This is a genomic window from Paenibacillus sp. R-74696 (genome assembly GCF_055814915.1).
Genome location: NZ_JBPULM010000017.1, coordinates 191,244 through 214,493 on the forward strand (window position 1 = coordinate 191,244; position 23,250 = coordinate 214,493).

Sequence of the window (23,250 nt, forward strand, 5' to 3'; positions counted from 1 at the left end):
ATGTAAATTCGAATGGCCATAGAAGCAGAAAACTAACAGTTGGTTAAACGAACGACCAAGCTCCATTCCTTGATCAACAAGTGCAACGCATGTCCCAGATGAGGTGAAGATGATCGTGAGGAAAAGACCCTTGAAAATGCTCGGAGGCTAGCATTTGTCAGCTCCGAGCTTCCGAAAGGTGAAGAAGCTGAAGTAAAGCTGATTGGTAAAGATCAGTATGAAGTTGAAATTAAGTTAGGGGAGACTTATTCGATAACATACCGCTCTTAGCTTGTTAATCTATCTTTGGAGTAGCGAAAACCAAACATATGGTTTCTAATCACAATGGTTACCAAACTTAGTATTAATGATAAAATTCCCACGAACACGACGTAGGGTGTACCCATTTCTGAAATAATTAGCCCACCTACAGCTGCGCCAATTGTTGTTCCAACGTTGCAAGCTGATATAAATAAACCATTGGCGAAATCAGGCGCTTCGGGAGCTGACGATGCTATCAAATATTGGTTAATATTTGCCATGATTCCGCCAGCTAATATTCCCCAAATTAAAGTTACAATCGTCGTAGGTATAGTAAACTGCCCTGTGAATAATAAAAGGCTATAAACGCCACCTAATAACAAAGGAAAAGAGAGGATCGTTTTTGAGGCGCTATGAGTAAGCAACTTTCCCGCGACAATGTTTCCAATAATATTGGCCCCGCCGAAGATAAATAACATGAAGCTTAGACTGTTTCCAGATATATTCGTTACTGTTTTTAGATATTCGGCAAAGTAACTATAAACCCCGAATATTGCTGCGTTTAATAGAACGACAGCTGCGATAGAAATCCATATAATTGGTTTTTTCAATATGCCAAGTTGTTCACTATAAGAGAGCTTTTCTTTAACCGGCATGGATGGTACAAAAATCATTGTAGCAATGAAAACAATAATATTGACAAGAGCAAAGAAAGTCATCGCCATTTCGTACGAAACGACATTATTAATAAAGCTGACGATCGGTACGCCGGCCACCATACCAGCAGATACTCCAATAAATACTTTAGAAATAGCTTTCGGAGCTTCTTCTTTGCTTACAGAGGAAGCAGCGACCGTAAATGCCAAAGAACAGTAGATGGGGTGAAAGAAGGCTGGAACAATTCGAGCAATTAATAAAGTGGTAAAGCTAGTTGTAAATATGGATACAAGGTTACCTAGTATGAAAACTAGCAGTACAAGTAACATGACCTTCTTGCGATTAATTCCGGAAAACAATAACGGCATCGTTGGTCCCGATACAGCAATGGTAAGGGCAAAAAGACTAACCAGTAAACCCGCTTTGGATACGCTGACATTAAACTGCTCAGCAATGGTGGGAAGTAACCCAATAACCCCCATCTCGGTATTTATAATGCCGAAAACGCCTGTGGTTAATATGAAAATCAACAAATGATTTCTTTTAGACATAAATACTCCTATCTGAGCCTCAATAGATGCATTAAGCTTGTTTCGTAGGGTAAATGGTAAATTCGTTAATGTTTACATCCTCGGGCTGGTCAATTGCAAAAGCGACAACTCGAGCAATAGCAGCGGGTGTAATACCGAATTGTTCATACAAGGGACTTAAGAATTTCAATGCCTCTTGGTCTGTGACACTGCCGAGCAACTCTGTGTTAATTGCAGCGGGGTACAAGGTTGCTGTACGGATATTTGTACCTTCCTGCGCAGACTCCATGCGAATTACTTCCATTAAGTTACGAACCGCAAATTTCGTCGCACCGTAGACACCTGCAGTGGGAAAAGATTTGATGCCTGCTACACTAGAAGTTGTAATAATTTGACCCGATTTTTGTTTGATAAATTCTGGAAGTATGGAAGCTATACCATACAAGACACCCTTTAAATTAATATCAACTGTTTTCTCCCAGTCATCTATTCTCAATGCGGAAATAGGAGAACTTGGCATAATACCAGCATTCAAGAAAATCACATCAACTTTTCCGAATTCTGACTTTGCCAGCTCCACCAGAGATTGATTATCCTCTTGACTTGTCACATCTGTTACACGATAAGCTGCATGTCCACCCTTAGATTTAATTTCCTCAACTAATTTTACTAAACGATCTGCACGTCTTGCGCCAAGTACAACCTTTGCGCCTTTCTCTGCTAACAACTTTGCGGTAGCTTCCCCGATTCCTGAACTTGCACCTGTAATAATTACTACTTTATTTTCAATAGACATTTTGTATATCATCCTTTTCAAATTTACTCAGCTTAATAAGCTTAGTACTGTGATTGAGTTTGGGTGGTATCCACGAGACTTGGGCTGCACTGATGGCAAAACCACCACTTTGATTCCAAATCGATTATGGTATGAAATTGAACTTCTTGTTACCCTATCACTTATCTCGAAAACATAGTTAGGCATAATGTTTAACAACCTTTCGTGTATAATATGAAAGACGATTGATGCTTTATCGACATCTGTCTATAATTTATAATCTAAGCAAAAACAATACAAGGCATAGAAATCGTTGATTTAATCTGTTTTGATGTTTAAACAACAAACGAATAAAAATTGTCGACTTTTTCAAGGAAGGTATGGTGTTAATCAGATGGCAAAAGTGGATCGAAGAATTGTTAGAACGCAAGAAGCCATAAAAAAAGCATTTCTAGAATGGATGTCAGAGAAAAATTTCGATAGCATCACCATCCAGGATATTGCTGACAAGGCAAATATCAATCGTGCAACTGTTTATCTTCATTACTTGGATAAATTTGATTTGTTGGATAAAATCATCGAACAACATATTCAGAACATGGCTAATCTTTGTGAGTTGGAAGCTAATATGGACTGGATTGAATCGACAGTACACTGCATGGAATATCTTGAAAAAAATTATTTATTCTTTTCGACGATGCTGGCGAGTGGAGGAGCACCTTATTTTCGTAGTCGGTTTGTTCAACATCATATCGAAGAGTTCAAAAAAGACGTGGACATAACAAAAGGCAAAAATCTCGGTCAAAATGAAGTTGTGGTTGTTGAATTTGTTGCCAATGCTTATGTGGGTGTAGTGGAATGGTGGTTAAAAAACGGGATGCCGTGCCCTCCACGGGAAATGGCAGAAAAGGTGGGGGATTTATTAGAAAGAATTATATAAAATATTTTCAAAAATAAACCATAAATCTAGGCTTGACTTCGGGTGAGTGCACACTCATAATGGAAGCGAAGATGGCCTGCTACGTTATGTCAACAGAGAAGGGGATAAATTTGGATTTAAAAAACAAAATAATTGAAGCTACCGAGCAAGTATTATTAACGAACGGACTAGCAAAGACCACGACTAAGGAAATTGCTCGAGCAGCCGGTTGCTCCGAAGGATCATTATATAATCATTTTACTAACAAGGAAGATATATTTCTCCATGTTCTACAGGGGAAACTGATAAACCTAATGGAAGCTTTATTATTGCTGCAAAGCCTTGCTGGTAAAGAAACGGTGCGAAAAAATTTGACACAGGTGGCACTTGCGGCTTTAGAGGATTATTATAGCTCGATGCCCTTTATCTGTTCTATTTTCTCCGAGCCAAAAATATTGCTTCGCTATCGAGAAGGTTTTAGTCAACAAAATGAAAATCCATATGGAGCAAATGAAGCGGTGGAAGCTTATTTATTGAAAGAAAAAAATATGGGTAGAATAAGCGATGACCTGCATCCAAGAGCAGTAGCAGATTTATTGCTCGGAGGTTGTTTTCAACGTACGTTTCAATTGAGTTTTTTGGGTGAAGAGGATTCTCAAGAAGATCAGAATGAATTTGTGAATGGTATTTTGGATACGTTACTTCCAGGGCTGGCATAAGATATGAGCTGTCGAACCATCATACTGACTAAACAAACCCTCGCTGATGTGGAGGGTTCTTTGAGGTTGGCGTATGGTAAAAATCCCTTGAGGCGCGCGAAGGTTGCCATTTCTGAATTGACACAAGGTTGAAAGTCGTTTATGATGATTTCTATGAGTGAGCGCTCACTCAATATTATTTCATTCGTTAATGAGTGAGTACTCACTCAAAATTGGTATTTACTAATAAGGAGGAAGTTATTATGTCGTTAGAGATTTTGCAAGCAAAATTAGATTTAAGAGAAGTGGTCGACGCTTATTCAAATTTGGGAGATGTCAAAAAAACATCTGAACAAGTACAGTTATTTACGCCGGATGGTCGTTATAAGGTTTATATGGGTGATCAATTAGTATCGGATGTTACAGGAAGAAAACAATTAGAAGAGGATTTCACTGGCCACGCTTCGATTGTAAAACGTTATTTTTCCATTAACGGACAACACAATGTGAAAGTGGATGGGGATACGGCAGCAGGCATTTCGTACTCTCAAATGAAAATGGTGCGGGATGAAAATGGCAAAGAAGTAATCACTGACTACAGTGTTATATATGATGATAGATATGTGCGACAAAACGAAACCTGGTTCATCAAGGAACGTACTGCACATTTTATTATTATCGAAGCCAGAGTATTACAGAGCTAATTTCATAAATAGACGAATATTATCGAAAACTAAAGCGCTTAGTTCTTCGCATCGGAAGGACAGGCGCTTGAGAGCGGGTCATTTCTCGGCCTTTACTCCACAATTCATATAATTCCTGCTCTGCAAAAACTTGCTTTAGTTTAAGAATGGCCTCGCAAAATGGATGATGGGATTGCAGTTCATCCGATTATTCTGCGGGGCCATTTTTAATAAATTTTCCAGGAGAAATTCCGTTCACCTTCGTAAAGCTGCGAATAAAATTCGCATAGTCACCAAAGCCCGATTGATAACAGGCCTCCGTAATACTCATACCCTCAGTTAAATAATATTTCGATAGCTCCACGCGGCGAGTGAGAATGTACGCTCGAATGGTGAGTCCGGTGTGCTTCTTAAATTGCCGACTAATATAGGTGCTATTCATGTACAATACCTCTGACAAATGTTCAAGCGTCAGTTCCCTCGCAAGGTTGACTTCAATATAATTCATTGTGCTGCGAACCAGTTCAGGCATAATGTCTGTTGGAACAAAGGTGGTATTTTGAAATGCGAGATTCGTAATGACAAGCAACTGAGCGATCCGGACATTAGCTTCAATATCGGCTCCATAAGCACTCGATGAGAGACTCTGCTCAAGCTCGCGAGTTAATTGCAGCACCTGTTGCAGCTGTCCCTCTTCCAGATGTACAATATTGCCCTTGCCCATGGGGCGATAATCGAAGCATGCTGACAAGTTGGTGGTTGAGGTAGACAAGCGGTTCAGATATGACTTTTTTAGATTAATGGTTATTCGCTCATATTCGTTTTGGTCTAGGGCAAAGGAACGGTGCATTTCCTCTGGGCTGAGAACGAGCAGATCGCCAGGCTCCAGATGGTAACAACGGTTTTCAATATAAAAATTCACATTACCGCGAAGGAACAAATACAGCTCATACGCATTATGCCGATGATAGAACGTGCCCATGTTGTACGTGGTAACGCGGTGAAGATACAAGAGCTCAGTCTGAATAGGGTCGAACAGGTATTCCGAAGATTCATTCATACCAAACAGATGACCTCCTTGTCGTTTCGCGCAATAAATAAAGCAATTTATGCAATGAAATTGCATACACGAACCTATAAAATGTAATCATCCTAGCATGTTGGATCTAAATTTACAAGCGTTTTCGAAGTTAGCATCTATAACGCGATTGGAGGATATTATGGAACTGATTTTCACTGCACGAAGCCGATTACAAAAGAATATGGAATATACGGGATTGAGTGGACATGGTCTGAAGGCTGACGTTGAACTAGCAAGCGGGACAGGAAGTGCAAGAGACCCTTGGCAGGCTAATGTGAAAATTCACAACTGTGGGGAAAACGCATGGTTCGGAGTCATTCATGTGGAATTGCCGTTTGGCAAGCAAAATCCGCGATTTTTCCTGCCGGCATTTATGTATGGACGCAACCGAGGAGAGGCACCGCAAAATGTCCCCAATCAGTTTCCGAGATTGCGGGAAGGGAATCCGACTCTCCCTTCGTCGCCTTGGTGGATGGTCCGCAGCGATCGGTTGTCGCATCCAGCCGCACTGGTCTATGATGAGGGGCACGTATACGGCCTGTGTGCAAGCCCGTACTGGATCAGCAGCGGCGGCAGAAAGCAGCAGTGGCAGCCAGGGCTGAATGGGACGTTTGTACAATATGGGGGATATACTTGCTCCATTGACAAAGGTACGGTTGGATATACATTGGGATATGAGAATGCGCCGTTACTATTCATTAAATCAAGACTTGTTCACGAGCGGGCTCCCCTGGGTGATAATGTTTTCGAACTGGCCGTTGGAGAGACTGTTGAGCTGACTCTTGCTCTGTACGCTTACGAGTCGTCATCAGAGCTTGGCATTAATACAGCGCTTGAAGCAATCTATGATCGGTATCATGAGCAGCCGCGAGAAGGAAGTGACATTCAGACAACCGTATCGGATCTATCCAAAGCGATTTATGAATACGCATGGCTGCCAGGGGATCGTCATTATTCCACATTTGTATATGAGGATGCTGAAAGCGGAGGCTACAGGTACAACAAAATTATTTCTATCAGCTGGACGAATGGCATGACTGTTGCTGCACCGATGCTGATGGCTGCTCTTCGGCTTAATGACGAACCCATGCGGCAGCAGGCGTTGTCCTGCATTACGAATATTATTGAACATTCCATGAATCCTGAATCCGGTCTTCCTTATGATGCTTATCAAGACGGCATATGGAGCATAAAGGGCTGGTGGTTCGACGGAATGCGGACGCCGGGACATTCTGCGTATCTGGTCGCTCAAGCCATGTTCTACATCCTGAAGGGCTACGATTATGAGCTGCGAATTCGGAATTGCCAACACAATGATTGGCTTGTATATGTCAAGCAGGTGCTTGATCGCATGGAACGTACTAAAAATACGGATGGAGAGTATCCGATTATTTTGTCAGAGCGGACAGGAGCAGGTCTCGAATATGATGGATTCAGTGGCGTCTGGTGTCTCGCTGCTCTGGCATACTACAGTTGGCTAACCAAAGATTTATCTTCGATCGATGGGCTTAGACGGAGTGAAGCCCATTATTACGATACGTACGTCAAACATATGGAATGTTATGGTGCACCGCTGGATGCGGATAAATCGATCGATTCGGAAGGGATTCTGGCTTATATTAAAGCAGTTCGGTTTTTGCACGCGCTGACCGGAGATGATCTTTTCCTTGATCACATGAGGGACGCGATCGGTTATGAGTTCAGCTTCAAGTTTTGTTACAACTCACCCGTCAAGATTCCGCCGCTCAGTACATTGGGGTGGTCCAGTTCTGGGGGGAGTGTTACTTCAGTAGCCAATCCACATATTCACCCTATGTCCAGCAATCTAGTGGATGAGCTGTTTTATTACGTACAGCAGCGGGAGGAAGCTTATGTTCTTCAGCGCATGATGGACACAATCGGCTGGGGCTGTCAGACATACAATCGCTATGATCAGGAATACGGCTATGGAAAAAAAGGATGGATGTCCGAACGGTTCTGCCATTCGGAAGGACTTGTCACCGAAAAGTACGCAGATGGTACTCCAGCCAGCACCTGGTTCTGTCTGATGCCTTGGGCTGGCGGTTCGGTCATCGAGGGACTTGCTGGCGACTACTGGGAATATTCACAGACTTATTGAGAACTTACGTAAAAACATAGCAATAATTGCGGTACTTCCTGCTTGAAATCATCAGTAAAAGGAAGCATGCCCTTATCATTTCCGTGAGATTTTAAAATAAATCGTGCATCACCCTCATATGAACTTCCATTTATAATTGTTACTATAACAGTGTAGAAAGACAATACGGATTGAATTAGGAGGGTTAAAGATGTTGAAATGGAAGCGTTCTCTTACAGTCTTAGCGATGGCGGCTTTGCTGGGAACGGCGGCGGCATGCAGCGGCGGAGTGAATAACAATGCAGAATCCACTGCAGAACCTGCTGGTACTAATGCTGCGTCAACGGCTTCACCTAGCAATGAACCTGTTAAGCTGCGTATTATGTGGTGGGGGTCCCAGCCACGCCATGAGGCGACCTTGGCTGCGCTGGAATTGTACACAAAGAACAATCCTAATGTTACGTTTGAGCCGGAATACTCAGGCATGGATGGGTATCTGGATAAATTATCGACACAGGCTGCCGCTAATAACGCACCGGATGTCGTTCAGCTTGATCCAGGCTGGATGCCGGACTGGATGTCGCGCAACCAATTGGTTGCGCTGGCTCCTGAGGTTGATATAAGCAAATTCGACGAGAAATTGCTGGCAGGAGGTCAACTTGACGGTAAGCAATACGCTGTTCCATTGGGTTCAGTTGCATTCGGTATGGTGTATGACAAAGCTGCTATGGATAAACTCGGTATTGCAAATCCGGTCAATGGCTGGTCATGGGATGATTTCTTCACCTTGGCCAAAGAGTCCAAGTCCAAGCTGCCAAGCGGACAATATTTCACCTTGGACTATGCAGGTAACTACTTTATGTATTCAGCCTACCAATATGCTAAAGGTAAAGGCCAGGTTATCACTAATGATGGGCATTTCAATGCAGATCAAGCAACCTATTTGGAATGGACCAAGAAATTTGAAGAGCTGCGCAAGGAGGGACTGGTTCCTCCAGCTGACGTAAATGCATCCGACAAGGAAAACGATCCGCAAATGGACTTGATGGCTGCGGGTAAGGTTTTGTTCCGGTACAGCTTTTCCAATAATTTAGGCACTTGGGACAGTATTAAACCAGGGGCTTATGCACTTGTAACTATGCCGCGTGCAGAAGAAGCAGGCGGATGGTTGAAGCCATCGATGTATCTGTCTGTCTCCAAAAACTCCAAGCATGCTGAAGAAGCCAAAAAATTCATTAATTGGTTTGTGAATGATCAGGAAGCAGCTAACATTTTGCAGACATTCCGCGGGCTGCCAGCTAATAAGGAAATAGCGACCTCCCTAGAAGCAAGCATGAGTGATCTGGATAAGATTGGTTTAGGTCTCCTCCGTGCTACAGAGCCGGATGGTCAAACCTGGTCGGCTGGAGCAGGCGGCTGGACAAACTTTATCGATAAAGACTGGGTGCTTGTCAGGGATCAGCTCAGTTTTGAAAAAGTTACGCCTGAGAAAGCCTATGAGCAGCTGAAAGAAGCCGCGCAATCTTACGAAAAATAATGCAAGAACGAAGGCCCGGAGCAGTCTTGCTTCGGGCCTTGCATTTATTTCGGTAGGGAAGTGTAGCTCTTCTTTTTTATCGTTATATTTTGAAAGAATTCGAGCATTCCCCTCCTTTAGCGGGACATATACGGCCTATATACTTAAACTATAAAAATTAAGCACAAGAGGTGACCACAGATGAACCGTTCTACAGCCACTATAGCCCAAACTGCTGCGAAAACGAAAAAAAGCTCATACTTCAAAAGCAGATGGAACGCTCCGCTCGCAGGATATTTGTTTATTTCCCCCTGGCTGATCGGGTTTCTAGCGCTTACGGCGTACCCGTTATTTTTATCACTGTACTATTCATTTACCGATTACACGTTGATGCAGCCGATGAAGTGGATCGGGACCCGCAATTATGAGCGTATCTTTACAGCAGATCCCAAATTCATTCAATCCGCTAAGGTAACCTTTACTTATGTGCTGGCGTCCGTGCCTTTGAAGCTAATAGCCGCTCTCTTTGTAGCTATGATCCTAAGTAAGGCTGTAAGAGGTATCAGCATCTACCGCACAGCGATTTATTTTCCGTCACTCATTGGAGGAAGTATCGGGGTATCACTGCTCTGGCGCAATATTTTTGGTGTAGACGGGGTCTTTAACAAACTGATTGCTGTCTTTGGCTTTGAAGGAAAGGGCTGGATTACCAATCCCGATACGGCGCTTGGCACGCTGATTCTGCTGACGGTCTGGCAGTTCGGATCTACCATGGTTATTTTTCTGGCAGGACTCAAGCAAATTCCGAATGATCTGTACGAGGCTTCTTCTGTAGATGGGGCAAGCAAAGTATCCCAATTTTTTAAAATCACGCTGCCGATGCTTTCACCGATTATTTATTTCAACCTAATCATGGCAGTCATTGGCGCTTTCCAAATGTTCACCTCCGCATTCGTGATCACGAACGGCGGGCCGATGAATGCCACTTATGTATATGCGATGTACTTGTATGAAAGGGCATTCAGCCGTTACGAGCTGGGATATGCTTCGGCACTTGCCTGGATAATGCTATTGGCCATTATTGCAGCTACCGTCCTGATTTCCCACACCTCGAAGTATTGGGTATTCTATGAAACAGACACTGGAGGGAGAAAACGCAAATGACAACAACACTAAAATGGAAGTCGGCGCTTCGTCATCTGTTCATGATTCTCTTCAGCTTCGTTATGGTTTATCCGGTTATCTGGTGGATCGGTGCTTCACTGAAACACAGCACAGAGCTTACCTCGCCGTCCATTTTTCCTGCTGCTGCGCAATGGAGCAACTTTACTAAAGGCTGGAACGCGGTTCCTGGACATACGTTTACTGATTTCTATCTTAATACCTTCGGACTTGAACTTGCTGTAATTGTCACAACATTGTTATCCTGTACACTGGTTGCCTTCGGTTTTGCAAGATTGGATTTTCCGTTGAAAAACTTTTGGTTCTCCATCCTCATGCTGACATTAATGATGCCTGGACAAGTGCTGATCATTCCTCAATATACCCTGTTTTATCAGCTGGGTTGGGTGAATACGTATCTCCCGTTCATCATACCCCATCTGCTGGCTGGAGGGGCAGGCGGCAGCTTCTTCGTCTTCCTGCTGATCCAATTTATACGCGGTGTTCCCAGAGAACTAGATGAATCTGCCAAAATTGACGGGTGCTCCTGGTTCGGAATCTTCTGGAGAGTGGTCATGCCTCTTGCTTTTCCGGCAATTGTTACCGTGACCATCTTCTGCTTCCTGTGGAATTGGGACGATTTCCTGGGTCATCTCCTGTATATCAACACAGTAGACAAATATACGGTCGGCCTGGCGCTTCGAATGATCAATGATTCTCAGTCTGCTCAGGAGTGGGGGCAGCTGCTTGCCATGTCACTAGTGTCTATTCTTCCGGCAACCATCCTCTTTATGTTTCTCCAGAAGTATTTTGTGGAAGGGATTGCAACGACTGGAATTAAAGGATAAGATGTAAAAAACATCTCTCCATCAACGGTAAAGCGTCGAATGCCCTTCGCAGCTTTACCGTTTATTGTGTCTGAACCGGACTTGAAGGGAGGTTGAGCATTTGTTCAATCCTTTTAAAAAATATAGAATTGACCGTCTGTTTTTTCATAGCTTTGCCATTGTGCTTATTGCAGTAATCGGTGTTACCGCATGGACAAGCTACAGTAATTCTTCCAAGGCGCTCGTACAGACCACCTCCCACTACCAGCAACAGCTTCTTGATGAATTGAATAATGAAATTAACACCAAGCTGGTCATGATCGAACAGATATCACTGTCCAGTTCCCGCGATAGCGAGCTGATCAATTATCTTCTGAACAGACAAGACGAATTTGAGAGATACCGCAGACGTGCTGAAGTGGAAAGCGCTCTTGCAAATTTGACTTATGCTATTCCTCTAATCCAAGGAATTGACCTGTATATGGATAATCCAATCCTAAGTGAACGGCAAAACTATATTCAATTCCGAAATTTTATGGATTTGGATACAAAGGGAAGAGCCGAATGTTTGGCGAAGAGCGATTATTGCTGGTCCAAAGAGTATATGTTCCCCAGTACGCAGGGCGAGATTCCTGTACTTAGCTTTTACAGAAAAATAGTCTTTGAGAATGACTATTTGGGAGTTCTAGTTGTTCACATCAAAGCCAACGAAATACGAAAACTGTTAACAGGCAATTCAGATGGATCAAACAGGATCATGGTGGATAGCGAAGGTCAGCAAATTATGAAAATAGGTGATGCGCTGGACCAGAACGATTGGTCTAGGTGGATTGATGTGAAAAGTAATAAATCCGGTTATGTCCATATTCCGGCAAAAGATGGCTCGCATGATACACTGCTCGTCTACTCCAGAATGGATAATTCCATCTGGACGCTTATTGAATTTACATCCTGGAAACAAATCACGGCAAGCAGCCTGAAGCTGGCAGAATGGATCGGCTTGATCGGTATTGCAGCAGTCTTGCTGGTCGTGCTCCTGACCCACTTTTTAAGCAGACAGTTTACTAAGCCTATCAAAAGGCTTGTAACTGCGATGCGAGTGTACTCCGTAGGAGGCGACAATGTAGAACTTCCGATGGATTATGAGAATGAATTCGGTTATTTATTCTCTGGTTACCGAAAGCAGAACGAGAGGATTGAAGAACTGTATCTCTCTCTGGAGCGCCGTTACGAACAGCAGCGGAAAGCCGAAATTGAGGCACTTCAGGCCAATATTAATCCCCATTTCCTTTATAATATGCTGGATCAACTGAACTGGATGGCGATTGAGGCAAGGCAGAATGAACTTAGCCGTATTTTGGAGCTGATGGGTCGTATGTTTCGGATCGGTCTGTCCAACGGGAACAGTTTTATCCCTATAGCTGATGAACTGCTGCATATAAATTGTTATTTGGAAATCCAGCAGCTGCGCTGGGGAGAAGGACTTGAATACAGGATTGAGGCTTCCTCCAAGCTTCAGACATTATATATTCCAAAGCTTACACTGCAGCCATTCGTGGAGAATTCTATCGTTCATGGCTTCAACAAACAGAGAAGCGGCTATGTGTCAATCGTAATGGAGAGAATGGGTAATAATTTGCACATTGTCATTGATGATAACGGTTCGGGACTGAAGCAGTCTGAAGACAGGCCGCATAACCGTCATACAGGAGGCTATGGTATACGCAATGTGAGAGAGAGGATTGCCGGATATTTCGGTGTGAGTTATGGAATCGTTCTGGGAGAACGTGAAGAAGGCGGAACAAGAGTGGAAATCACGCTCCCGTTGCTGACAGAGCCTCCAAGCAAAAATGACTGATCCCGATATGATTAAAGTAAGCGCTTCCTTAGGCGAAGTGCGCGATGGGCGTGCTTTCGTACTTAAGGAGTGTAGGAGGTAAGCGTAATGTGGAAAATCGCAATCATCGATGATGAGCGGCAAGTCCTTAATGGAATGAAAAGGGCGATTCCCTGGGATGAACTGGGAGCAGAGTGGGCTGGAGAGGCTATGAACGGAGAGGACGGCCTGGAGGTAATTCGCCGTACCCTACCGGACATTGTAATCACTGATCTTTATATGCCCGTGATGAGTGGGCTGGATATGATGGAGCAGCTGAGGAAGGAAGGATTTAAAGGCAAAATCATTATTCTCAGCGGTTATTCGGATTTTGAGCATGCGAGACAAGCTTTAAGGTTTCAAGTGACCGAATATGTATCCAAGCCAATCAGTCTGCCAACGTTAAAATCCATTTTGAGCAATGTCTTACAGGAACTTGAGGAAGAGGAGGAGAGGCGAAATAGGCAATGGGAGCTTGAGTTTAAAATGACGCTGTATGAGCCTTTTGTTGAAAAGGAGTGGGTCCGCTCCGCAGCTGTAGGCACCCTTGACCATGCCTATAGAGACAGCACGCGTCTTCCGCCGTCTTATCTTTTTTGGCAGGATTGCAAGCATGTCACAGTTGGCATCGAGCTGATTCGGGATGAACGAGCCGGATGTCTATCGGTCTCCGATTGGAACCTGTTCCGGTTTGCAGTCAGCAATATTGCTTGTGAAGTAGCCCGTAAGCTGTTCCCTGATCTGGAATATGCAGAGCTGCACAGTACTCGAGCATTACTGATTATTCACCCGGATGCAGGAAATCTCGAACAGTTAGAGAACAAGCTGAAAGAGCTGGGGATCAGGCTGATTGACAGTATTGGCAGTTATCTAAAGCTGTTTACACGTATAGGAATCGGGGGAGTGAAGGATTCATGGACCTCCCTCTCAGACTCAACAGAGGAAGCTTTCCGCGCGATGGATCAAAGGGCATTGCGTGCCGCCTCCTCACATGAAGTGTATAGATACCAGGAGAACAGCAGCAGCGAACCGGGAAATGTCGCCCTCTTTCCAGTCAAATTCTCGTATAAGCTGGCAACAGCAATGAAGGCATCGCAGGAAGTGGAAGCCCATCAGCTTGTGCTGGAATATATAATGGAAATGAAAAATCAAGAGGGGATAACACAGGGATACGTACAAATGCTTGGGAGCGAGCTGTGGGGAATTATAACCTACTCGCTGTATGAATCCGGCTTGGTACTGGATGACCTGTTCACCAATGACCAGATTGCCAAGGAAATCAATAGCCTGATCGTACCGGACCAGCTGGCAAGCTGGCTGATGGACAAAATCACCAAGATCTGCAGCAGCAGACAATGGAAAGGAAGCAGCAAGCACCGGCAGGTTGTCGAATTCATGACCAGTTACATTCATGAGCACTATGCGGAAGAGCTGACACTCGCCGAGCTGTCGGATAAGGTATACATTTCACGGAACCACTTGTCTATTATTTTTAAAAATATGACCGGAGAAACCTTTAACAATTACCTGACCCGAGTTCGGATCGAGAAGGCGCGCGAGCTTCTTATGGAGCGGAATATGCTGGTGTATGAAGTGGCGGAGCGGGTCGGTTATAAGAACATTCCCTACTTCAGCACACTGTTCAAAAAAATAACCGGTATGAATCCTACAGAACTTATAAAAAACTAAGGATTGAACTTCCCAAAGCTAAGCTCTTTTGTGGAGAGATTGGAGTGAACAGACCACTCTCTCTATAAAAGGGCTTTTTGCTGTTTGCGAGAGTAAATTCGGCATTAATCAGAAGTTTTCTTTTCGTAAAAAAACAAATCATTATAGTGTTATTTTAAAATGATTCGTGCATCGCTCTCATACAAATTTCAATTTTGAATTGGTAAGCTATAACCAAGCAAAAAAATGTAAGCGTATACAGTATTGAATTTAGGAAGGGGGAAATTCACACTTCACTACCGAACGTGCTGATTGAGAATGAGTGCTCTGTAGATCAAATGCGCACGATTATTTTACAACGAGTTAAATGATAAAAGGAGGAACACGTATAATGATTAAAAAAATCCGGAGAAAGACACTTGCGGTTTCAATAGCTGGCGCGCTTCTGCTGTCTGTTATGACTCCAGTGCCATTTTCCACCCCAATTCAGGCAGCACCGGCAGTTGCAGCTCCGGCACAGGTAACCGCCGATTGGTACAAGACCTACCAGACAATGGATGGGGTAGGTGCCGCTTATGCGTACACGGATTCCATTCATATGATGCAGTTGGCTACGGCTGGTCATCAAGACACCGTCAGGCATCTGCTGGATCTGACCTTCAGTGAACAAGAAGGCACGGGCCATGACATTGTTCGGGTCATCATTGGTGATAATGGAGGCCTTGCCACTACAGGCGCCACAGCAGCCAGCCCAGGGTTCAATCCTCTAACAGGTTTGCTTGCAGATGTCAGCAACCCAGGTTTCGATATTGAAGGAAATGCTATTCCCATGAGGGGATCGGCGGGTCAGTATGGTTATAAAATAGAAGCTGAAAACCGCTATGCAGACGGCAATACCGACAGTATCTGGCCTGTTGAACCTGAACACGCTCCAGGCACGCTGGTACCGGTGCAAGATTTCGTCTGGGATTATCCGTCATGGAATCAGCCAATTGGCAATGACGATGGAGGACCAACCAATCTCCTTAGCGCACCGGGGGAAAATCCTGTTGTAATTAAAAGCTCGCCGCGTACCCGCAAAGAGCTGTTCGATTTCGATCAGGTGTGGACGATGCGTCAGGCGTTGCAGTATGGTGTTAAGCAATTTTACGCTTGTACGTGGACCGTACCTTACTGGATGAGCCAATCTTCGACCAATTCTCCAAGCAAAATTGTTCGTGGCGATACAGCTACTATTGATGGTAAAGTGGTGAAAATTTACTATCAGGCCTACGCGGACTACCTCGTCAATTATATTCGGGGAATGTGGGAGCAATGGGGAATTCCGATCACTCACATTAACCCCTTTAACGAGGTTGATCTTGCAGGTGGAACAGCTTCATATGTAACAGAGCTAATTAATGGTTATATCGGTCCTACCTTGAAAAAATCGATGCAGCCAGGCGGGGCCCTTTATGATATCCAAAACCCAGACGGAAAGCTCATTGACTTTATTCCTCAGCTTGCCGCCGTGGATGGAACCAATCTCAGCGCCTCACTAAGCAGAGGCGGCGAAGTGTTCTCTCAAACCGACCCTGATAATGCATTGGACAAAAACCCGTATCTCGACTTATTTACTACCCATTTGTATGGTACGGTCGGCATAGGGACGGATGAGAACAAGCTATACCATACAGGTGACTTCTCCCAAAGTCCTCTGGATTATTCAAAGGATGGAAGCAAGTATCCCGAATACCTGACCAAGTATAAACTGTGGCAGGCAGAGTTTATGAATCAGGATACCGCTGACGGATCAGCCGGTGCATATACGCAGCGGTACGGTAATCAGAATATCAATGACGCTGTGCGCTGGTCTAATCTACTGACCAATATGTTCAGCAGCAACCCCGGCTTTAACGGCTTCGTCTGGTGGAGCATGTGGGATAGTAACGGAGCGGACGGCTCTGACCTGATTCGCTTCGTCACTACCAACTCTCAACAGGAGCCGGGACGTATCAGTACGTTAACTGGTGAATATCGTATATTCAAGCGCTTCTACGGCTACGGGCATTTCTCCCGGTTTATGAATCCCGGCGATGTTCGTTTTGATGTTACACGTGTTCCCGCAGCCGATATTAATGTTATTGGGTTCAAGAACCAAAATACCAATGATTACTCGATCACCGTTTCCAATGCTAAAAATGATGACAGCCTTCAGCCGCTTGAATTCAGCCTGAAGGATTTCCCGACAGGCACTACAAGTGTAACCGTGTTCCGTACTTCAGGAAGCGAAAATCAGAAGAAGCTGGGAACGATTCCGGTAACGAACGGCAAGTTCGTAATCGACATCCCGTCCGCCAGCATTGTTACTATCGTTCCGTCTCAGGGCACTTTTGCCACCTATAAGGGCCTTGAAGGCGAACGCGATATTTTCTCCACTCTTGAGGCGGAGGGAAATGATAACGGCGTATCTGGCGACAGTACAGGAAATGCCGGCCGCGCAGGCGAGGCAGTATCGCTCGGGGACGGTGAGTATCTGGCCTATAAAAACCTGAACTTTGCAGATGGCTCCGCCAACGGCGGTGTTGTCCGCAGACACTTGTTATATTTGACCGCCCAGACGAAGTCGGCTCAAGGAGGAAAGCTTACCGCTTATGTACTTCCGGTAGGAACCGCTGTTAGCAGCAGTGCGGATGTCCTGTCCAAAGGTACGCGTGTAGCGGAAATTTCGGTACCAGCCAATGACGCATACAGTAAATTCCAGTCTATGGTCGATACGGGTGATCTTAGCGCCTATGGCCATAAGGATCTGTATATTGCTGCCGAATCGAACGGATCTAATGGTGCGATCACCGTTGACCGCTTTCTGTTCGGAGCCAACGATTCCGACTGGAGTCTTGCCGCTAATAACTCGACAGCATCCATACCAGGGAACATACTGCAAAATGGAGATTTTGATACAGCAACGTCCTCCAATACAGATCATTGGTTCACAGGACGCTACAACAATGGAACCTTTGAATCGGCTATCAATGGACCTGCGTTAACGGCGGATACCATTCAGAGCTACTCCGGTCTTTCCCGTTATCTGAAAAACAACGCTACCTCGAAGGTTGCTGGATCCGGGAAAATTTCGGGCCGCATTGCTGCCGCGCAGCAGTATGACGGGATGTGGCAGGATGTTACTGGAAAGCTGAACAAGGGAGAGAGCTATAACTTTAAGGGCTATTTCCTCTCTATGATGAGTCGGTCTGAGAGCTATGATGTCGCAGCGGAAAATCCGGGTGACGTGGAAGTTGCACTTGTGTATTACGACAAGAACGGTAATCAGCTGGGCATGAACGGGATTAATGGGCGCGATATGCCTGAGCCTTACGCAGCCCGTGAGGCTGGTGATCCTGCTTATTGGAGCAACGGCAAGTTTATCGGGCGCATACTTGAAGGCGGGCCGCTCACCCTAAGCTCCTTCCAGCCCGTTGACGTGAAGGTTGCAGACTGGCATGAGACGCCTAACCAGCCGTTTACTTATGATGAACCGGCAGGTACTGCGAAGGTGATAATAGCGGTGTATGCAAAGGATGCCAACATCCTGTATGCGGATCAGCTGTCGCTGACTCCTGAGCTTGTAGCTTCATACAGTATTTTTATTGACGGCGTTCAGCCAGCTAATTTTGATGCTACCAGACATGATTACGCCTATACGGTATCCGGCAGCGCCATACCGAAAGTAACGGCAGTTTCTAACGATCCTGCTGAACTCATTAGCATTTCGCAGGCGGACAGCACACAAGGTACCGCAGTTGTCCGGTTTATAAAAGGAGAAAACGTTAAGTCGTATAAAATCTCCTTCAGTACGAACGAAATCATTGATTTTGCCAATGGGCTTCCGGCAGGTTGGGAGGTCATGAATCCGGCGGAGCCGCAAAACGCATTAAGCTATAGCGCTGAGGGAGCGACGATCAAGACGTTGAAAGGCGATACGGATTATCCCAACAGCCATAATATGCTGCAGTTTCCGGGTTCAGCTGAAGGCAGCTGGACGCTGACGGCGAAGCTTACCGTAGATAAGCCGCTTAATGATTCTTCAATGGGTGAAAATTCCCAAGTGGGGCTTGGCATCAGCCGAACATCTAGCGGCGAGTTTTACAGAATAAATGCGCGTAAAGTAAGCACCAATATCAAAGTGAATAATTCAGGCAAAACAGGCAGTACCGCATTTACCAACAATACCAATCAGACCAATTTAAGCGGTACAAACTATTTTCTCCGGATTGTAAAGGAAGGAAATATAGTTCAAGGGTATTTTTCGACGAATAGCGGCACAACCTGGACGACTATGGGCAGTTCGTCAACTTATACCCCGGAATTCTTTAAGGATGCAAAAGTTCAATTGTATGGAACCAATGTCAGTGCCTCGACCGATTTCAAGGTGACCTTCTCGAGCGTGACACTGATTAAGACATTAGGGGAATCCGGCGAACGGAGTGAGGATCAACTCGCTGTAGAAGAAGCAGCCTCGCTAATAGGCAACCGGATTACGGTTCCGAATTCAGCTGGTGATGACGCAGTTGCGCTGAAGATCAAAGCACAAGAATACCTAAATAACAATGAAGAGCTGAAGGCGCTTGGAGTAACCACAGCACTTTCCTACCAGAATGGTGGCTTTACGCTAATCATAACGAAAGGTAGCGCAAGCGTATCGATTAACTCGCTTACCATTGTGGCCGGTATGAAATCCACAAGGGATTTTGAAGATCAAACGGTACAAGGCTTCAAGCCAAAGGGCAGTGCTGGCGTGACACTTACGGCTACCAACGAAGCCAACCATACTCAGGGAGGAGCTTATTCCCTCAAAGTAACCGGCAGAACCGCCAATTCGGACGGCCCGTCCGTTAATTTGAAGGACGCTGTCAAGATCGGCAATGAGTACAAAGCTACTGTATGGGTTAAGCTGATTGACCCGGCAAGCGCTCAGCTGAAGCTGACAGCACTGGTCAATGCCCCAACGCCTTATTACATTAGTCTTTCAACCCAGAACGTCAGTAAAAACGGAGAATGGGTCAAGCTGGAAGGCACCTACCGTTATCTGCACAATGATGTCACACTATATGTAGAAAGCCCTAACAGTGCTGCAGCATCGTATTATATTGATGACTTCAGCTTCGAAGATACAGCGCTGCAGAATATTGTAGCTCTTAAAGATGTCTATAAGAGTGATTTCCTGCTTGGAAATGTACCGGGCAATAATGAAATTACCCCGGGCAACGGACAGAATGCCTTCTTTAACTATCATTTTAATAGTGTAACCTTTGGCAATGAGATGAAGCCGGATGCGCTGCAGAAGAACAAGGGTACCTTTACATTTACGAGGTCTGATGAAATGACAGCAAAGTCTCAGGCTATGGGAATGAAAGTACACGGACATGTACTGGTATGGCACAGTCAGAGCCCAGCGTGGTTTACACAGCAAGTAGACGCAGCGGGCAATGCATTGAAGGATCAGGCAGGCAACCCAATCTATCTCAGCCGCGATGAGGCGCTCGCGAATATGAGAACCCACATCCAAACGGTAATGGAACACTTTGGGGATAAGGTAATCTCGTGGGATGTCGTCAATGAAGCCATGCAGGATGGGCCACCAGCTGTTGCTGACTGGAAGGATGCGCTCCGGCAGTCCCCCTGGTACTACTCCGTAGGTCCTGACTTTGTGGAGCAAGCATTTATTGCGGCAAGGGAAGTGCTGGTTAAACACCCAGAATGGAACGATATCAAGCTGTATTACAATGATTTCAATGACGAGTTTCCAGAGAAGCGGGACGCCATCTACGACATGGTTAAGGAAATCAATGACCGTTATGCGCTGACTCATCCCGGTGAACTTCTGGTTGACGGAATCGGACTGCAGTCGCATTACGATATGAGAACGAAGCCTGCCAATGTGGAAGCAGCAATTGTCAAATACGCTTCCCTGGGTGTTGAAATCTCCATAAGCGAACTTGATGTTCTCGCTGGAATGAATTCCTCCCTTTCTCCAGAGTGGGCGGAGAAGCAGGCTAGTTTGTATGCCCAATTGTTCCAGATCTATAAGAAGCATGCCGATAAGATTGCGCGTGTCACCATTTGGGGATATACAGACAGCACCAGTTGGAGAGCCAGCCAGAATCCTTTGCCTTTCGTCAGTTCTCTGGCACCGAAGCCGGCCTATTATGCCATTATCAATCCGGAGAAATATCTGGCCGAGCATCCGCTTTATATTACACCTGAAACCAAGAGCTCTACTGCGCTGTATGGTACGCCGGACATCGATGGAACCATTGATGACATCTGGAGGGACGCGCCTGAGATCCAAATCGACAACCACCTGATGATATCGTCCACAGCATCCGGAACAGCCAAAACGCTGTGGGACGAGGAACATCTGTATGTGCTGTTCCAGGTGAAGGATACGCAGCTGAGCAAAGACAACGCGGATAAGACAAAGCAGGATTCGGTTGAAGCCTATGTGGACGAGGATCGCATCAATGCCTGGCCGTACCGCGAAGATGATGGACAATACCGGGTCAACTTTGCCGGCGAGCAGTCCTTCAAGTTCCTTAGTAATTCGACACCGGCGGTTTCTCCCGGATTTGAATCGGCGGCATTAACAGCCGGAACGGAATATACGGTGGAAATGAAGATTCCGTTCAAAACCATTACCCCGGTAAACGGGACACAAATCCGGTTTGATGCACAAGTAAACAATGCAACGGGAGCCAATCTGGTCGGCGTGGCAACCTGGAATGATCTGCTTGGCAGAGCCACAAAGTCGACAGAGGTGTTCGGAAGCCTCACCCTCATCGGCAAAGGAGACCAGGCTCCACCGACTTGGGCAGGGGGCAGCAAGCTGGAAGCTAATGATGTAACCAGCACCGGAGTCACCTTGTCATGGCCGGCGGCTGCGGATAACCTAGGAGTCATCGGTTACCGGATCTACAACGGCGTCGATGAAGTACCAGTTACCGTAACTGGTGGTAAATCCATTGAAACCGTAACGGTAGATGTATATCATCAGCTGTTGTCCGGATTAATGCCAAATACACAGTATACCTTCAAGGTGGAAGCAGGAGATGCTGCCGGCAACTGGAGCACAGACGGACCTTCCGTTTTGGTAACTACACTGCCGACGTCCGACACCACGCCACCGGTTTGGGCAGAAGGAAGTATGCTCGAAGCCTCCAATGTCACGAGTAAGGGGTTGACCTTGACGTGGTCGGCGACGGCAGCGGATGACAGCGGCATTGCCGGTTACCGGATCACAAATGGAGTTGATAACAAGTCTGTTACGGTTACGGATGCCGTGTATACGGAGACTGTAACCGGGTCTGTATACAGTCATCAAGTAACGGGATTAAAACCGGATACGCAATATACGTTTAAGGTAGAGGCCGGGGATACAGGCGGGAATTGGAGTACTGGTGGACCATCTGTTTCAGCAACCACACTGCCGGCTTCAGACACTACCCCTCCGTCATGGTCGGAGGGAAGCAAGCTCGAAGCCTCTCAAATAACGGCTTCCGGACTCGCCTTGACATGGACGGGGTCTGCAGATAATACAGCAGTCACGGCTTACAAGATTTACAGCGGACAGGAGGAGATCGCGACGCTGCCTGGAACGGTGCATAGGTACGAGGTGTCCGGACTTGCTGCGGGCACAGGGTATGCGTTCTCGGTGCAGGCAGGTGATGCGGCAGGAAACTGGAGTATGGACGGTCCAAACACCCGTGTAACCACGCTTAGCAACAGCGGGGGTTCAGCGGTGCCGACACCAGCAGCAACTCCGACTCCTACGCCAACAGGAACAGCAACACCTACGCCGACACCGGTGCCCGCAAGTAATTTTAAAGATCTGGACAGCAAATACAGCTGGGCTTCTGAAGCGATTGATGCGCTGTATGCAAAGGGGATTATTAAAGGAACCTCCGAAACAACCTTTAGTCCGGAGAAAAACATTACGAGAGCCGACTTTGTGCTGCTGCTGGTGCGGGCTCTGGGCCTCGACGCAGAAGCCGATACCCATTTCGCAGATGTAAGTCAAGGAGCATACTACTATGAAGCCCTCAGTATTGCTAAGAAACTGGAGATTATTCAAGGAATGGACGGCAACAACTTCAATCCGAAGGGGGAAATCTCAAGGCAGGATATGATGGTTATGGCAGCCAGAGCGTTGAAGGCGGTGAATAGGTTAACCGCCAGCGGCAGCGCTGAAGACTTAAGCGGCTATACAGATGGAACGAAGGTTGCCAAATACGCCATCGATAGTATAGCAGCCCTGGTCAAGGAAGGGATTATCCACGGAGATGGAAAATCCCTTCATCCAACCGGAACAGCTACGCGAGCGGAAGCGGCAGTAATCATCTACAGAATTTACGGAGAGTAAGCTTTAAGTAAAATCCTTCCTAAATTATAGGAAAAAGTAAAATGGAAGCGAGAGAAGGAAGCTGTTGAGGCTTCCTTCTCTCTTTTTTTTCTGGCTTCGGGAGAAGAATACTTTTGGAATGTTACA

Annotated in this window: 13 protein-coding genes; 10 read left to right on the forward strand and 3 right to left on the reverse strand. The window is 45.7% G+C overall.

All coding sequences use genetic code 11. The features are described 5' to 3' along the window. Positions 1-266: 266 nt before the first annotated feature. Together ACSR9A_RS03415 and ACSR9A_RS03420 are read right to left on the reverse strand one after the other, a co-directional pair. Positions 267-1,448: an MFS transporter gene (locus tag ACSR9A_RS03415; RefSeq protein WP_473755604.1), complete on the reverse strand. Its 1,182-nt coding sequence runs from the start codon at positions 1,446-1,448 to the stop codon at positions 267-269. 31 nt (positions 1,449-1,479) lie between these two features. Next, entirely contained in the window at positions 1,480-2,223 is a 744-nt protein-coding gene (locus tag ACSR9A_RS03420; protein WP_473755605.1) for an SDR family oxidoreductase, read from the reverse strand. Between the two features lie 373 nt (positions 2,224-2,596). Here ACSR9A_RS03420 and ACSR9A_RS03425 point away from each other — a divergent pair, with 373 nt between their 5' ends. The 3 genes from ACSR9A_RS03425 (at position 2,597) to ACSR9A_RS03435 (ending at position 4,523) form a co-directional block, all read left to right on the forward strand. Beyond that, the gene (locus ACSR9A_RS03425) at positions 2,597-3,142 is read left to right on the forward strand and encodes a TetR/AcrR family transcriptional regulator (protein WP_473755606.1); all 546 of its coding nucleotides are present in this window, start codon (positions 2,597-2,599) and stop codon (positions 3,140-3,142) included. Between the two features lie 110 nt (positions 3,143-3,252). Beyond that, on the forward strand, positions 3,253-3,840 hold the full coding sequence (locus tag ACSR9A_RS03430) for a TetR/AcrR family transcriptional regulator (RefSeq protein ID WP_473755607.1): 588 nt from the start codon (positions 3,253-3,255) through the stop codon (positions 3,838-3,840). A 242-nt stretch (positions 3,841-4,082) separates the two neighbouring features. Next, positions 4,083-4,523 carry a nuclear transport factor 2 family protein gene (locus ACSR9A_RS03435; RefSeq protein ID WP_473755608.1) on the forward strand — a complete coding sequence of 147 codons (441 nt, stop codon included), beginning with the start codon at positions 4,083-4,085 and terminating at the stop codon, positions 4,521-4,523. Positions 4,524-4,710: 187 nt separating this feature from the next. Here the strand turns inward: ACSR9A_RS03435 and ACSR9A_RS03440 are convergent, their stop codons facing one another. After that, a complete protein-coding gene (locus ACSR9A_RS03440) occupies positions 4,711-5,562 on the reverse strand; it encodes a helix-turn-helix domain-containing protein (RefSeq protein ID WP_473755609.1) in 852 nt (283 codons plus the stop codon). Positions 5,563-5,722: 160 nt separating this feature from the next. Between ACSR9A_RS03440 and ACSR9A_RS03445 the strand changes: the two genes are divergently transcribed. The 7 genes from ACSR9A_RS03445 (at position 5,723) to ACSR9A_RS03475 (ending at position 23,124) form a co-directional block, all read left to right on the forward strand. Then, complete coding sequence (locus ACSR9A_RS03445) at positions 5,723-7,702, forward strand: hypothetical protein (RefSeq protein ID WP_473755610.1); 1,980 nt, start codon at positions 5,723-5,725, stop codon at positions 7,700-7,702. 190 nt (positions 7,703-7,892) lie between these two features. Beyond that, positions 7,893-9,218, forward strand: coding sequence for an ABC transporter substrate-binding protein (locus ACSR9A_RS03450; protein WP_473755612.1), 1,326 nt, complete (start codon positions 7,893-7,895; stop codon positions 9,216-9,218). 180 nt (positions 9,219-9,398) lie between these two features. Then, the gene (locus tag ACSR9A_RS03455; protein WP_473755614.1) at positions 9,399-10,361 is read left to right on the forward strand and encodes a carbohydrate ABC transporter permease; all 963 of its coding nucleotides are present in this window, start codon (positions 9,399-9,401) and stop codon (positions 10,359-10,361) included. Next, positions 10,358-11,206, forward strand: a complete 849-nt coding sequence (locus ACSR9A_RS03460) for a carbohydrate ABC transporter permease (protein ID WP_341282739.1) — start codon at positions 10,358-10,360, stop codon at positions 11,204-11,206. The genes ACSR9A_RS03455 and ACSR9A_RS03460 overlap by 4 nt, the downstream gene beginning before the upstream one ends. Before the next feature lie 100 nt (positions 11,207-11,306). Then, complete coding sequence (locus ACSR9A_RS03465; RefSeq protein ID WP_473755615.1) at positions 11,307-13,043, forward strand: sensor histidine kinase; 1,737 nt, start codon at positions 11,307-11,309, stop codon at positions 13,041-13,043. A gap of 87 nt (positions 13,044-13,130) precedes the next feature. Continuing rightward, positions 13,131-14,750 carry a response regulator transcription factor gene (locus tag ACSR9A_RS03470; protein ID WP_473755616.1) on the forward strand — a complete coding sequence of 540 codons (1,620 nt, stop codon included), beginning with the start codon at positions 13,131-13,133 and terminating at the stop codon, positions 14,748-14,750. 370 nt (positions 14,751-15,120) lie between these two features. Continuing rightward, positions 15,121-23,124, forward strand: a complete 8,004-nt coding sequence (locus tag ACSR9A_RS03475) for an endo-1,4-beta-xylanase (RefSeq protein WP_473755617.1) — start codon at positions 15,121-15,123, stop codon at positions 23,122-23,124. The last annotated feature ends 126 nt before the right edge of the window (positions 23,125-23,250 follow it).

Coding starts and splice junctions, on each gene's coding strand:
- ACSR9A_RS03415 (WP_473755604.1), bottom strand. CDS start 1,448: ATGTCTAAAAGAAATCATTTGTTGATTTTCATATTAACCACAGGCGTT.
- ACSR9A_RS03420 (WP_473755605.1), bottom strand. CDS start 2,223: ATGTCTATTGAAAATAAAGTAGTAATTATTACAGGTGCAAGTTCAGGA.
- ACSR9A_RS03425 (WP_473755606.1), top strand. CDS start 2,597: ATGGCAAAAGTGGATCGAAGAATTGTTAGAACGCAAGAAGCCATAAAA.
- ACSR9A_RS03435 (WP_473755608.1), top strand. CDS start 4,083: ATGTCGTTAGAGATTTTGCAAGCAAAATTAGATTTAAGAGAAGTGGTC.
- ACSR9A_RS03440 (WP_473755609.1), bottom strand. CDS start 5,562: ATGAATGAATCTTCGGAATACCTGTTCGACCCTATTCAGACTGAGCTC.
- ACSR9A_RS03445 (WP_473755610.1), top strand. CDS start 5,723: ATGGAACTGATTTTCACTGCACGAAGCCGATTACAAAAGAATATGGAA.
- ACSR9A_RS03450 (WP_473755612.1), top strand. CDS start 7,893: ATGTTGAAATGGAAGCGTTCTCTTACAGTCTTAGCGATGGCGGCTTTG.
- ACSR9A_RS03455 (WP_473755614.1), top strand. CDS start 9,399: ATGAACCGTTCTACAGCCACTATAGCCCAAACTGCTGCGAAAACGAAA.
- ACSR9A_RS03460 (WP_341282739.1), top strand. CDS start 10,358: ATGACAACAACACTAAAATGGAAGTCGGCGCTTCGTCATCTGTTCATG.
- ACSR9A_RS03470 (WP_473755616.1), top strand. CDS start 13,131: ATGTGGAAAATCGCAATCATCGATGATGAGCGGCAAGTCCTTAATGGA.
- ACSR9A_RS03475 (WP_473755617.1), top strand. CDS start 15,121: ATGATTAAAAAAATCCGGAGAAAGACACTTGCGGTTTCAATAGCTGGC.